Source organism: Actimicrobium sp. CCC2.4, assembly GCF_034347385.1.
Classification (GTDB): Bacteria; Pseudomonadota; Gammaproteobacteria; order Burkholderiales; family Burkholderiaceae_D; genus Actimicrobium.
The window spans coordinates 3,236,607-3,248,981 of sequence record NZ_CP133777.1 but is presented as its reverse complement, the minus strand read 5'-3'; the positions used below and the strand labels follow the sequence as shown (position 1 = coordinate 3,248,981).

12 protein-coding genes are annotated in these 12,375 nt (G+C 58.4%); 9 read left to right on the top strand and 3 right to left on the bottom strand.

What is annotated here, in order from left to right; translation table 11 throughout:
• Positions 1-13: 13 nt before the first annotated feature.
• Positions 14-328: a hypothetical protein gene (locus tag RHM62_RS14935; RefSeq protein WP_322122862.1), complete on the bottom strand. Its 315-nt coding sequence runs from the start codon at positions 326-328 to the stop codon at positions 14-16.
• A 181-nt stretch (positions 329-509) separates the two neighbouring features.
• On the opposite strand from RHM62_RS14935, the gene RHM62_RS14930 reads away from it, so the two are divergent.
• The 3 genes from RHM62_RS14930 (at position 510) to upp (ending at position 3,979) form a co-directional block, all read left to right on the top strand.
• A complete protein-coding gene (locus RHM62_RS14930) occupies positions 510-1,742 on the top strand; it encodes a DUF445 domain-containing protein (protein ID WP_322122861.1) in 1,233 nt (410 codons plus the stop codon).
• A 97-nt stretch (positions 1,743-1,839) separates the two neighbouring features.
• Positions 1,840-3,312 (top strand): NCS1 family nucleobase:cation symporter-1, encoded by a 1,473-nt coding sequence (locus RHM62_RS14925; RefSeq protein ID WP_322122860.1) that lies wholly within the window; start codon positions 1,840-1,842, stop codon positions 3,310-3,312.
• Between the two features lie 13 nt (positions 3,313-3,325).
• Positions 3,326-3,979 carry a uracil phosphoribosyltransferase gene (upp, locus tag RHM62_RS14920; protein ID WP_322122859.1) on the top strand — a complete coding sequence of 218 codons (654 nt, stop codon included), beginning with the start codon at positions 3,326-3,328 and terminating at the stop codon, positions 3,977-3,979.
• Positions 3,980-4,325: 346 nt separating this feature from the next.
• Here the strand turns inward: upp and RHM62_RS14915 are convergent, their stop codons facing one another.
• Positions 4,326-4,784, bottom strand: a complete 459-nt coding sequence (locus RHM62_RS14915; RefSeq protein ID WP_322122858.1) for a SixA phosphatase family protein — start codon at positions 4,782-4,784, stop codon at positions 4,326-4,328.
• Positions 4,785-4,789: 5 nt separating this feature from the next.
• Positions 4,790-6,922: a polyphosphate kinase 1 gene (ppk1, locus tag RHM62_RS14910; protein ID WP_322122857.1), complete on the bottom strand. Its 2,133-nt coding sequence runs from the start codon at positions 6,920-6,922 to the stop codon at positions 4,790-4,792.
• 180 nt (positions 6,923-7,102) lie between these two features.
• On the opposite strand from ppk1, the gene pstS reads away from it, so the two are divergent.
• From pstS to RHM62_RS14880, 6 genes are all read left to right on the top strand, one after another.
• Positions 7,103-8,146: a phosphate ABC transporter substrate-binding protein PstS gene (pstS, locus tag RHM62_RS14905; RefSeq protein ID WP_322122856.1), complete on the top strand. Its 1,044-nt coding sequence runs from the start codon at positions 7,103-7,105 to the stop codon at positions 8,144-8,146.
• A 168-nt stretch (positions 8,147-8,314) separates the two neighbouring features.
• Positions 8,315-9,259, top strand: coding sequence for a phosphate ABC transporter permease subunit PstC (pstC, locus tag RHM62_RS14900; RefSeq protein ID WP_416172332.1), 945 nt, complete (start codon positions 8,315-8,317; stop codon positions 9,257-9,259).
• Positions 9,259-10,116 carry a phosphate ABC transporter permease PstA gene (pstA, locus tag RHM62_RS14895; protein WP_322122854.1) on the top strand — a complete coding sequence of 286 codons (858 nt, stop codon included), beginning with the start codon at positions 9,259-9,261 and terminating at the stop codon, positions 10,114-10,116. Before pstC ends, pstA begins: the two co-directional genes overlap by 1 nt.
• A gap of 5 nt (positions 10,117-10,121) precedes the next feature.
• Entirely contained in the window at positions 10,122-10,901 is a 780-nt protein-coding gene (gene pstB, locus RHM62_RS14890) for a phosphate ABC transporter ATP-binding protein PstB (RefSeq protein ID WP_322122853.1), read from the top strand.
• Between the two features lie 72 nt (positions 10,902-10,973).
• Positions 10,974-11,675, top strand: a complete 702-nt coding sequence (gene phoU / locus RHM62_RS14885; RefSeq protein ID WP_322122852.1) for a phosphate signaling complex protein PhoU — start codon at positions 10,974-10,976, stop codon at positions 11,673-11,675.
• Positions 11,676-11,684: 9 nt separating this feature from the next.
• The gene (locus RHM62_RS14880; protein WP_322122851.1) at positions 11,685-12,374 is read left to right on the top strand and encodes a response regulator; all 690 of its coding nucleotides are present in this window, start codon (positions 11,685-11,687) and stop codon (positions 12,372-12,374) included.
• Position 12,375 lies beyond the last annotated feature (1 nt).

Genomic DNA, 12,375 nt, shown 5'->3' with positions numbered 1-12,375 from the left:
TCCGACTTTTGAATCAGGTTATAAGTACGAATGTTGGCGATACCCCAACCATGGCGTACAAAATGTTTTTTTCAGCTGCTGGTGTCAGCTTGTTTTTTCTATATTCTGCTTTCTTGTGATCTGCCAGTTCCTGTTTCTTACTTTTATAATATTTTATTGCTACACTTCTCGATGATTTTTGGTTCTTGATATTTTCTTCGTAATTCTTTTTTTGGGCGTCCGTGCTGTTCTTGTCAATCAGCGGTGTCGTTAAAAGGTCAGGAGTGAACTTCTTGAAGCGATCAAAAAGAGAAGGCGGAAATGGATTTTTAAAATTAGAAAACGGCATAGTCAACTCCTGCAAATTTGTTTTGAAATAAACTTCAAGAAACGCAGTCCTGCGCCACCTGAAGCTCGAATGGAGGATGAGTAGCGAATCCGTCAACGTAGTTCCATGCAGGCGCAGTCGTTGTATCGTGTTGGTTTGCGCGCGTTGTCAGCCGCTATCCCGTCATCAAGGTTCCCCATCCATGCCAGAAACCGATCCACTCGCCCCCCTCAACAAAATCCGTCGTATCGCCACCGGCTTGCTGCTGCTAATGGCGGTGGTGTTCGTGCTGGCGCGCAAGTTCGAGGCACTGCATCCGGTGCTGGGTTTTGTGCGGGCTTTTGCCGAAGCAGCATTGGTGGGCGCGCTGGCCGACTGGTTTGCGGTGTCGGCACTGTTCCGCCATCCGCTCGGTTTGCCGATCCCGCACACCGCGATCATCCAGAAGAACAAGGACCGGATCGGGGCCAGCATTGCGGCTTTCCTTGAAAACAATTTCATGACGCAGGCGGTCATCAGCGCGGAGTTCGGCCGTATCGATTTTGCCGGAGCCGCGTCTCGCTGGCTGGCGGTGCCGGCCAATAGCGAGGTCGTGGCGCGGCAATTGGCGGGTGGTTTGCCGACTGTGTTGCGACTGGTCGAGGATGACGATATCCGCCGCTTCCTGCATGGCCGGATTGACCGCATGGTCGAGCACGTCCGCTTTGCGCCCTTGCTGGCCGACATGCTGACGATACTGGTGGCGGACCGGCGGCATCAGGAATTGTTCGATCACCTGCTGGTGATGGTGGCGGGCGCGCTCGAAAAGAACCAGGATTTCATCCGTCAGAAAATTCACGACAACAGCCCGCGCTGGATGCCGCGCACCTTCGACGACAAGTTTTTCGAGCGCTTGCTCGACGGCTTGCAACAGGTGCTCGAAGAAATGAAGCAGCCCGACAGCCAGTGGCGCGCGCGCTTCCAGGAATCGGTCGAAGACCTGGTCGCGCAGCTGCGCAGCTCCGGTGAGTACGAGCTGCGGATTGCGGCGCTGGTGCGCAGCGGCTTGCAGCATCCGGTGTTTCGCGACTATGTCGATCAGGTCTGGCAGGACTTGCGGCAGCGTTTGCTGGATGACGTCGCTGCATCGGATTCGCGGATTACGGCCGGGCTGGCGCAAGCGCTGCAGTCAGTCAGCACGGCGCTGGTGGCCGACCAGGCGGTGCGCGACAAGCTCAACGGCTGGCTGCGTACGTTCGCGACCGATGCACTGGTCAAGCGCCGCGGCGCGATTGCCAGCCTGGTCGAGCGCGTGATCCGGCAATGGGATGGCGAGACCGTCTCGCGCAAGTTCGAGCAATACGTCGGCCGGGACCTGCAATTCATCCGCATCAATGGCACGGTGGTCGGCGGGCTGGTCGGGCTGATTTTGCATTCGGTGGCGCTGATGCTGTGATCGGGCTGTGATCGGACTGTAATCGGGTTGCAATCCGGCCGCACGGAAGCGCGTCTATCACTTACCATGAGCGCCGTCCTCTTCACCGGCTACCTCCATGTCTAACCGCAACACCTCCAATCCCCTCTGGAACGCCGATCTCGAACCGACCACGACCGCACAGCGGACCTGGACGGCCACCCATTACGCCGCACTGTGGGTCTCGATGGCGGTCTCCGTGCCGGCCTACATGCTGGCTTCCGGTCTGATGAGCGAGGGCATGAACTGGTGGCAGGCGGTGCTGACGGTATTCCTGGGTAACCTGATCGTGCTGGTGCCGATGGTGCTGGTCGGTCATGCCGGTGCCAAGCACGGGATTCCGTATCCGGTGCTGGCGCGCTCGGCGTTCGGCGTGCGCGGCGCGCAGTTGCCGGCAATATTGCGGGCCATCGTCGCCTGCGGCTGGTTCGGGATCCAGACCTGGCTGGGCGGGCAGGCGATTTATACGATCCTCAATGTCATCACCGGCAATGCCTTGCAGGGCAGTGCGCTGCCACTGCTGGGCATTAGCGGCGGCCAGCTGTTTTGCTTTCTGCTGTTCTGGGCGCTGCATATCTACTTCATTACCAAGGGCACCGACTCGATCCGCTGGATGGAAACCGCCGCCGCGCCCTTGCTGCTACTGTCCGGTATTGCGCTGGTCTGGTGGGCTTATGCCAAGGCCGGCGGTTTCGGGCCGATGCTGTCGGCGCCGTCGCAGTTTGCCGACGGCGGCAAGCGCGCCGGCCAGTTCTGGCTGGTGTTCTGGCCGTCGCTGACGGCGATGGTCGGCTACTGGGCCACGCTGGCGCTGAACATTCCGGACTTCACGCGCTTCGCGCGCAGCCAGCGCGATCAGGCGCTCGGGCAGGCGATCGGCCTGCCGGTCCCGATGGGTTTGCTGGCGCTGGTGGCGGTGCTGGTGACATCGGCCACCGTGGTGATTTATGGCGAGGCGATCTGGGACCCGGTAGTCCTGACCGGCAAGATGGGCGGCATCTCGGTTGTGCTGGCGCTGATCGCGCTGATCATTGCGACCATCACGACCAACCTGGCGGCCAACGTGGTGTCGCCGGCGTATGACTTTTCCAATCTGGCACCGAGCAAGATCTCGTTCAAGATGGGCGGCTACATCACGGCGGCGATCGGACTGGCGATGTTCCCGTGGAAGATACTCGAGACCACCAAGGGCTATATTTTCACCTGGCTGATCGGCTATGGCGCGCTGCTGGGGCCGGTGGCCGGCATCATGCTGGTCGATTATTTCGTGATCCGCAAGACCGAACTGGACCATGATGCGCTGTTCGATGCCAAGGGTATCTACAGCTACCGGAGTGGCTGGAACTGGCGCGCAGTGGTCGCGTTGGTGGTCGGCGTGCTGCCGAATTTGCCGGGATTTCTGGGCGCTGCCGGTTTCATTACCGGTATCGCACCGCTCTTCGAGACGCTCTACACCTATGCCTGGTTTGTCGGCCTGGGAATTTCTGCGGTGGTGTATTTCGTGCTGATGCGCATGAGCCCGCCTGTCGTCACCATGACACCTGTACGTTGAACGGAGCATGACCATGCATATCCAGGACCCGCGTTTTCCGAACCTGTTCGTACTGACCCATCCGCTGATCCAGCACAAGCTGAGCCACATGCGCGAAAAGGACACCTCGACCCGCACCTTCCGCGAACTGCTGCGCGAAATCACGCTGCTGATGGGCTATGAAATCACCCGCGACCTGCCGCTGACCACGCGCACCATCGAGACGCCGATGCAGACGATGGATGCGCCGGTGATCGCCGGGCGCAAGCTGGCGGTGGTGCCGGTACTGCGCGCCGGCATCGGCATGAGCGATGGCTTGCTTGATCTGATTCCATCGGCGCGGGTCGGGCATATCGGCGTCTATCGTGACCCTGCAACGCACCTGCCCGTCGAGTATCTGGTGCGCCTGCCGGATCTGGCCGAGCGTACTTTCATCCTGTGTGATCCGATGGTGGCGACCGGGAATTCGGCGGTGCATGCCGTGGATGTGCTGAAGCGGCGCGGGGTGTCGGATGCGCAGATTATTTTTCTGGCGCTGGTGGCTGCGCCCGAGGGTGTGGCGGTGTTTCAGGCGGCGCATCCGGATGTGAAATTGTATGTCGCTTCGCTTGATGACCGGCTTGATGAGCATGCGTATATCTTGCCTGGGCTGGGCGATGCTGGTGACCGGATTTTTGGTACGCGGTGATGGGGGAGGGTGGGTGCAAATGGCCTTGGCCACACTGTTGACTGAAAAAACTGTTTGGCCTGAGTTTGTCTAGGGCGCGCCACATTAACAGCTGTTTGGTCTGACCTCGACAAAGGCGCACCACAAACTAAAAACCGTTCGTCCTGAGCCTGTCGAAGGAAGCCTGTCGAAGGAAACCTATCGAAGCAAGCTTGTCGAAGGCGCACCGTCAAGCGCGCCTTCGACAGGCTCAGGCCGAACGGGAGTCGCGAGGTTTTGCGTTCCTACGACAAGCTTCCTTCGACAGGCTAAGGACGAACGGTTTACTAGTGCACTTGCTTCGCTGAATGCTCGCTTCAAGCACCAATTATTTAACCAGCAAATCCGGCGTCATCACCGCCCGCAAAAAAGGCGTAGTGATGTCGTCGCGTTCCCGCTGAGCGATCCACCAGACATTGCCTTTGCGAATAGTCCAGTCCTGTTCAGTCCCGGATACCAGCAGCGCCGCCAGTTGCCCGAGCGCCGGCTGATGCCCGACCAGCACCACGGGTTCGCGGCTATCGGGCCAGTTCGCCGCTGCCAGCAAACTGGCGGTGGTCGCGTCCTGCGCCAGACCCGGATGAATCTTGAATTTGCGATCCAGTGCTTGCGCAGTCTGACGCGTCCGCATTGAGGGGCTGACGAGTATCTTGCAGCCGCTGGGCAAGACGTGATCGAGCCAGTCGGCCATCCTCGCCGCCTGCTTGTGACCCTTGCTGGTCAGCCGGCGGTCATCATCCGGTTCGCCGATCTCGGCTTCTGCATGGCGCCACAGGATCAGGTCCATCGTGCTTACTCGCTTTCCGGTTTGGCGACCAGATTCATCAGGTAAGCCTGCGCCCCGAACCTGGCCTGCTTCGCGCGTTGCTTGCGCTTGTGATAGACGCCATCGCCATCGAGTTCCCAGCTATGCGTGTTGTCCTTCAGGTAGGGATTGAGACCTTCGGCGATGACGCGCTTTTTCATGGCGCGGTCGAGGATGGGGAAGGCTACTTCGATGCGCCGGAACAGGTTGCGGTTCATCCAGTCGGCACTCGACAGGAACACGTCGTGGGCCAGATCGTTGCGGAAATAATAGATCCGGCTGTGCTCCAGGAAGCGACCGATGATGGAGCGCACCCGGATATTCTCGGACAGGCCCGCGACACCGGGACGCAGCGCACAGGCTCCGCGTATCAGCAGGTCGATTTTCACGCCATCGGCCGAGGCGGCATACAGGGCCTTGATGACGGATTCATCGAGCAGGGCATTCATCTTGGCGATGATGCGACCGGGCCGGCCGGCGCGGGCGATCGCGGCTTCATTGCGGATCGCGCGGATGAATTCTTTTTGCAAGGCGAACGGTGCGAGCCACAGGTGCGTCAGTTTTTTCGGTTTGGTCAGGCTGGTCAGGTGGATGAAGATTTCATTGACCTCGGTGGCCAGCGCCGTGTTGGCCGTCAGCAGGCCGAAATCGGTATAGATCTTGGTCGTGGTCGGATGGTAGTTGCCGGTGCCAAGGTGGGCGTAATAGCGCAGCTGGCCTTCTTCACGGCGCAGCACCAGCGCCAGCTTGGCGTGGGTCTTCAGCCCGACAATGCCATACACCACTTGCGCGCCGGCGCGCTCGAGCTTGTCGGCCCAGTTGATATTGGCTTCTTCGTCGAAGCGCGCCATCAGTTCGACAATGACGGTGACTTCCTTGCCGCGCAGGGCTGCCAGGATCAGCGACTCCATCAGGTCGGAATTCATGCCGGTCCGGTAAATGGTCTGCTTGATCGCCAGCACGTTCGGATCGAGCGCGGCGCTGCGAACAAAGTCGACGACCGGCTGGAATGACTGGAACGGATGATGCAGCAGCACGTCCTGTTTTTTCAGGATCGCGAAGATGTCGCCATTGACCAGGTGCGGCGGGTATTGCGGCGTGAACGACGGGAAGCGCAGTTCGGGCCGCTCGACCAGGTTGATCAGTTCCGACAGGCGCACCATGTTGACCGGGCCTTCGACCGCATACAGCCGGTTGCGCGAAATCATGAACTGGTCAAGTAGTAGCTGTGCCAGATGATCCGGACAGTTCTTCGCCACTTCCAGCCGCACCGCAACACCGAACTGGCGCACCTGCAATTCGCCCTGCAAGGCCTGGCGCAGGTTCTTGACTTCGTCTTCATCGACCCACAGATCGCTGTCGCGCGTCACGCGAAACTGTGAGTACGCGATCACCTGACGGCCGGTGAACAGGTCGGTGATGTGTGCATGGATCACCGATGACAGCAGGCAAAATGACACGCCGCCGTTGGTCGACAATTCATCGGGCAGGCGGATCACGCGCGGCAGTACGCGCGGCGCCCGCAGGATCGCGATCGCGGTGCCGCGGCCAAACGCATCCTTGCCGGATAGCTCGACAATGAAATTGAGGCTCTTGTTGACGACTTGCGGAAACGGATGGGCCGGATCGAGTCCGATCGGGGTTAGCAGCGGCCGCACTTCACGGTCGAAATACGCCTTGACCCACGCTCGCTGTGCTTCGTTGCGGTCCTGATCGCGCAGCAAATGGATGCCCTGCGCTGACAGCTCAGGCAGGACTTGGTTATTGAGGACGTGGTACTGGCGCTCGACGATGGCGTGGCATTCGGTGCTGGTCAGTGCCAGCGCGGCGCTTAGCGCGGCGGGCTCCTTGATATCGCCATCGAGCCGGCTCTTGGCCAGCAGGCTGGCAATGCGCACTTCAAAAAACTCATCGAGGTTGCTGCTGGCGATGCACAGATAGCGCAGCCGTTCGAGTAGCGGCACGCTCTTGTCTTCGGCCTGGGCCAGGACGCGACGGTTAAAAGCCAGCTGGGATAATTCGCGGTTCAGCAGGAGCGGACCGGTCACGACGACCGGCGGGACGACGGCTGCGGACTTCGGAGTGCTCGTCTTGTTTTCTGGCTTGGGTAGCGTGGTCATGGTTACTTGTCGGTAGGCTTTTCTAGTGGTCGCGAGTATAGGGGTGCTACATGACAAGTTAATGACACGCCCATGGCCTGTCAATTTTCTTATGACATGATTTTTGGTGCCGTCATAAACCTGTCATATTTGGTAGTTACAGTTCGGCTGGTCAACCAATGCCAATCCAAGGAGTGATCCATGCAATTGAATAAAATCATTAAATCGCTGTTACTTGCCGCTGGTTCGGCGATGGCCATGTCGAGCGCCGTGGCCGTCGATATGACTGGTGCCGGTGCAACGTTTCCATATCCGATCTATTCGAAATGGGCCGAGTCTTACAAAAAGACGACAGGCAATGGATTGAACTATCAGTCCATCGGTTCCGGCGGTGGTATCAAGCAGATCAAGGCCAAGACCGTCGACTTCGGTGCATCGGACATGCCGCTTGATGCGGCCGAGCTCGAGGCAGCCGGACTGGTCCAGTTCCCGGCAATCATGGGCGGCGTGGTTCCTATCGTCAACCTCGAAGGCGTCACTCCTGGTCAAATGAAAATGACCGGTGATGTCGTCGCCGGCATTTACCTCGGTAAGATCACCAAGTGGAACGCAGCTGAAATCGTCGCACTGAACCCGGGTGTGAAGTTGCCTGATGCCGAGATCACCGTCGTGCATCGTGCTGATGGTTCGGGCACCTCGTTCCTGTTCACCGATTTCCTGTCCAAAGTCAATGCTGACTGGAAGACCACCGTCGGTGCCGGTACCGCGGTCAAGTGGCCGGTCGGTGTGGGCGGCAAAGGTAACGAAGGCGTTGCTGCCAACGTCCAGCGCATCAAGAACTCGATCGGTTATGTCGAGTACGCGTATGCCAAGAAAAACAAGATGTCTCATACCCAGCTCAAGAACAAGGATGGCCAGTTCGTCCAGCCGGATGATGACAACTTCAAGGCCGCCGCAGCCGGTGCCGAGTGGGCCAAGACACCAGGCTTTGGCGTGGTGCTGACCAACCAGGCCGGCAAAGCCAGCTGGCCAATCACGGGTGCATCATTCATCCTGATGCACAAGGCTCAGGCTGACGCCGCCAAGGGTGCCGAAGTCCTCAAATTCTTTGACTGGGCCTACAAAAACGGTGGCGAAATGGCTGCTGAACTGGACTACGTCGCGATGCCTGCATCGGTTGTAAAGCTGGTTGAAGATGCGTGGAAAGTGCAATTGAAAGACACCGCAGGCAAGGCAATCTGGTAACCGCCAACTGACTTTGGCGTAACAAGCGCTGCTCCCGGCTGGCATATTGCCTCCCGGGAGCAGTGCACATTCACTACTGCACCTATGAGCGTACACACTCCCTCCCTGTCCTTGCCGGTTTCCGAGGCGGATCAGGACAGCGCACAAGCAGCGCTGGATGCCAAAAAAATGGCGTCGACGATGCGCATGCAACGTCTGCAAGACTTCTTGTTTCACAAAATTACCTTCGGCTTTGCATTCAGCGTTCTGCTGGTGCTGGTCGGTATCATCGCGTCGCTGGCCATTGGTGCCTGGCCGGCGTTTCACGAGTTTGGTCTCGGCTTTATCACCACTGTCGAGTGGGATCCGGTCAATGACAAATATGGCGCACTGATTGCCATCGTCGGCACGCTGTCGACGTCGTTCATTGCACTGCTGATCGCTTTTCCGATCAGTTTCGGGATAGCGCTGTTCCTCACTGAAATCTGCCCGGCGTGGTTGCGCGGTCCGCTCGGTTCTGCAGTCGAACTGCTGGCCGGTGTACCCAGCATCATTTATGGCATGTGGGGCCTGTTCATTTTTGCCCCGCTGTTTGCTGACTACGTGCAACCGGCACTCGCCGCCACGCTTGGCAACGTGCCGGTGATCGGTGAGTTGTTCCAGGGCCCGCAAATGGGTATCGGTATCCTTACCGCCGGTCTTATTCTGGCGGTGATGATCATTCCGTTCATCGCTTCGGTGATGCGCGATGTGTTTGAAGTCGTGCCGGAAGTGCTGAAGGAATCGGCGTATGCCCTCGGTTGCACCAAGTGGGAAGTCGTCCGCAAGGTGGTGCTGCCGTACACCAAAGCCGGTGTGGTCGGCGGCGTGATGCTGGGCCTGGGACGCGCCCTCGGCGAAACCATGGCGGTCACGTTCGTGATCGGCAATGCACACAAGTTGTCGTGGTCCTTGTTCGCTGCAGGCAATAGTATCGCCTCGACACTGGCCAACGAATTCGCCGAAGCCGAATCGACGCTGCATGTGTCGTCGCTGTACGCGCTCGGCCTGATCCTGTTTGCGATCACGTTCTTCGTGCTCGGTGCAGCCAAGATCATGCTGGCCAGTATGGAACGCAAGGAAGGTGTCAAATAATGAATAGCCCAATGAACCCGATTTACCGCAAGCGCCTGTGGGTGCACCGTATCGGCATCACGCTGTCTTTCCTGGCCATGGCGGTGGGTCTGTTTTTCCTGATGTGGATTCTGTTCACGCTGATCATCAAGGGTTTCGGTGCCCTGAGCTTGTCGATGTTTACGCAGACCACGCCGGCACCAGGCAGCGAAGGTGGCGGCTTGATGAATCCGATTGTCGGCAGCCTGATGATGGTGGGTATTGCCACGCTGATCAGCACGCCAATTGGCATACTGGCCGGTATCTATCTGTCGGAATACGGGGATCGCAGCTGGTTTGCGCAGGTCACGCGCTTCGTTACCGACATCATGCTGTCGGCACCATCGATCGTGATCGGCCTGTTCATTTACGCAATCTACGTCGCCAACGTGCGCCATTTCTCCGGTTGGGCAGGGACATTCGCCATCTCGCTGATTGCGATACCGGTGGTCGTGCGGACCACCGACAACATGCTCAAGCTGGTGCCGAGCAGTCTGCTCGAAGCTGCCTTCGCGCTCGGCGCGCCGCGCTGGAAAGTCGCCACGTTTGTGCGTCTGCGTGCGGTCAGAGCCGGCGTGATGACGGGTGCCTTGCTGGCACTGGCGCGCATCTCCGGCGAAACCGCGCCGTTGCTGTTCACCGCGCTCAACAATCAGTTTTTCAGCGCGAACATGAATGCACCGATGGCCAATTTGCCGGTGGTGATTTATCAGTTTGCGATGAGCCCGTATGACAATTGGCGCTCGCTGGCATGGGGCGGGGCATTGCTGGTGACCTTCACCGTGCTTGGCCTGAACATCCTGTCGCGCACTATCTTCAATCAAAAAATCAAGAGCTGACTTCCATGACCACTATCAACGCTGCGGAAAAGAAGCCGATCATCGCGATCTCCGACCTGAACTTTTTTTATGGCACTTTTCAGGGCCTGAAAAACATCAACCTCAATATCCACGAGAAAAAAGTCACGGCTTTTATCGGCCCGTCCGGCTGCGGCAAATCGACGCTGCTGCGCACGCTCAACCGGATGTACGACCTGTATCCCGGCCAGCGTGCCGAAGGCCAGATCATTTATCGCGGCAAAAACATCCTTGACACGGACCAGGACGTCAATGCCTTGCGTGCCAAGGTCGGCATGGTGTTCCAGAAGCCGACACCGTTCCCGATGTCGATCTACGACAACATCGCTTTCGGTGTGCGTCTCTATGAAAACCTGCCGAAGGGCGAGATGGATGAGCGGGTTGAATGGGCGTTGAACAAAGCGGCGCTGTGGACCGAAGTCAAAGATAAACTCAACAAGAGCGGCCTGAGCCTGTCCGGCGGACAGCAGCAGCGCCTGTGCATTGCGCGCGGCGTTGCGGTCAAGCCTGACGTATTGCTGCTCGATGAACCGACGTCGGCGCTGGACCCGATCTCGACTGCAAAGATCGAAGAACTGATCAGCGAACTCAAACTCGATTACACGATTACCATTGTCACGCACAACATGCAGCAAGCCGCGCGCTGCTCGGACTTCACCGCCTACATGTACCTGGGCGAGTTGGTCGAGTATGGCGAGACGGACCAGATTTTCATGAATCCGGCCAAAAAAGAAACCCAGGATTACATCACCGGCCGTTTCGGCTGATGCGTGTGCAGTGCGCTGGCACTGCACTGATCCTCTACTAACAACCTAGCGAAACAGACCAGGAGAATACCGATGACCGGCGAACATTCGTCCAAACAATACGATCTCGATCTCGAATCGATTCGTTCGAAAGTGCTGCTGATGGGCGGACTGGTGGAAAGCCAGTTGCGCGATGCGATGGTGTCTTTCCGCACTGGCAATATTGAACTGTCTTTTGCCGTGATCAAGTCCGATGAAAGCGTCAACAAGCTTGAAGTCCAGCTCGACGAAACCTGCAGCCACCTGATCGTGCGTCGTCAGCCCACCGCTAACGACTTGCGTACCGTGATGGCCACCGTCAAGGTCATTACCGACCTCGAACGCATTGGCGACGAAGCCACCAAAATCGCGCGTACCGCGGCCAATTTGCACGAGCGCGGCACGATGTCGATCAATCATTTCGAAACCGTGCGGGTGATTGCCACCAGCGCAGCCGACATGCTGCACGATGCCCTCGACGCGTTTGCCCGCCTTGATGCCAAGCAGGCCGTGCGCCTGATCGCGCAGGATGCGGTAATCGATCATGAATTCCGTTCGATCATGCGTAGCCTGATCACCTTCATGATGGAAGACCCGCGCACGATCTCATCGGCACTCGATACATTGTGGGTAGCCAAGGCGATCGAACGCATCGGTGACCATGCAAAGAACATTGCCGAGTACGTGATCTACATTGTCGAAGGCAAGGACATCCGACATACGGATTACGTGGCTTCGGTCAAACTGGACGACTAAGCAAACCCCATGGCTGTCGATAAAACCACCATCCTGATCGTCGAAGATGAACCCTCCATCGTCGAACTGGTCAGCTACACATTGCGCGAAGCCGGCTGGAACACGATGGCGGTCAACACGACAGCGGAGGCCTGGGAATTCATCCAGCGCCGCACGCCGCACCTGATCCTGCTCGACTGGATGCTGCCGGACCAGAGCGGATTGCGGCTGTTGTCGCGCATCCGCGCTGACCGTCAATTGCAAGCTATCCCGGTGATCATGCTGACGGCCAAGACCATGGAAGAAGACAAGATCGCCGGCCTCGACAACGGGGCCGACGATTACGTGACCAAGCCGTTTTCACCGCGCGAACTGACTGCACGGATCAAGGCGCTATTGCGGCGCAAGAGTCCCGAGCATGCGCAAAGCATGATGCGGGCAGGGGTGGTAACCCTCGATCCGATCAGCTGCAGCGTGAGTTTGTCGGACCAGAAAATCGAGATCGGTCATGCCGAATTCAAGCTGCTGAAATTTTTTCTGGCGCATCCGGACCGGGTCTTTAGCCGCACCCAGTTGCTCGACAAGGTCTGGGGTGACCATGCTGTCATCGAGGAACGTACCGTGGATGTGCATGTGCTTCGGCTGCGCAAGGCGCTCAAGGAAGCCGAGCATCTGATCCGGACCGTGCGAAGTGTAGGCTACATGCTTTCCGAAAAATAAA

Bases quoted from the DNA above. Each gene is read 5' to 3' on its own strand.
- RHM62_RS14935 (WP_322122862.1), bottom strand. From the start codon at position 328: ATGCCGTTTTCTAATTTTAAAAATCCATTTCCGCCTTCTCTTTTTGAT.
- RHM62_RS14930 (WP_322122861.1), top strand. From the start codon at position 510: ATGCCAGAAACCGATCCACTCGCCCCCCTCAACAAAATCCGTCGTATC.
- RHM62_RS14925 (WP_322122860.1), top strand. From the start codon at position 1,840: ATGTCTAACCGCAACACCTCCAATCCCCTCTGGAACGCCGATCTCGAA.
- upp (WP_322122859.1), top strand. From the start codon at position 3,326: ATGCATATCCAGGACCCGCGTTTTCCGAACCTGTTCGTACTGACCCAT.
- RHM62_RS14915 (WP_322122858.1), bottom strand. From the start codon at position 4,784: ATGGACCTGATCCTGTGGCGCCATGCAGAAGCCGAGATCGGCGAACCG.
- ppk1 (WP_322122857.1), bottom strand. From the start codon at position 6,922: ATGACCACGCTACCCAAGCCAGAAAACAAGACGAGCACTCCGAAGTCC.
- pstS (WP_322122856.1), top strand. From the start codon at position 7,103: ATGCAATTGAATAAAATCATTAAATCGCTGTTACTTGCCGCTGGTTCG.
- pstC (WP_416172332.1), top strand. From the start codon at position 8,315: ATGGCGTCGACGATGCGCATGCAACGTCTGCAAGACTTCTTGTTTCAC.
- pstA (WP_322122854.1), top strand. From the start codon at position 9,259: ATGAATAGCCCAATGAACCCGATTTACCGCAAGCGCCTGTGGGTGCAC.
- pstB (WP_322122853.1), top strand. From the start codon at position 10,122: ATGACCACTATCAACGCTGCGGAAAAGAAGCCGATCATCGCGATCTCC.
- phoU (WP_322122852.1), top strand. From the start codon at position 10,974: ATGACCGGCGAACATTCGTCCAAACAATACGATCTCGATCTCGAATCG.
- RHM62_RS14880 (WP_322122851.1), top strand. From the start codon at position 11,685: ATGGCTGTCGATAAAACCACCATCCTGATCGTCGAAGATGAACCCTCC.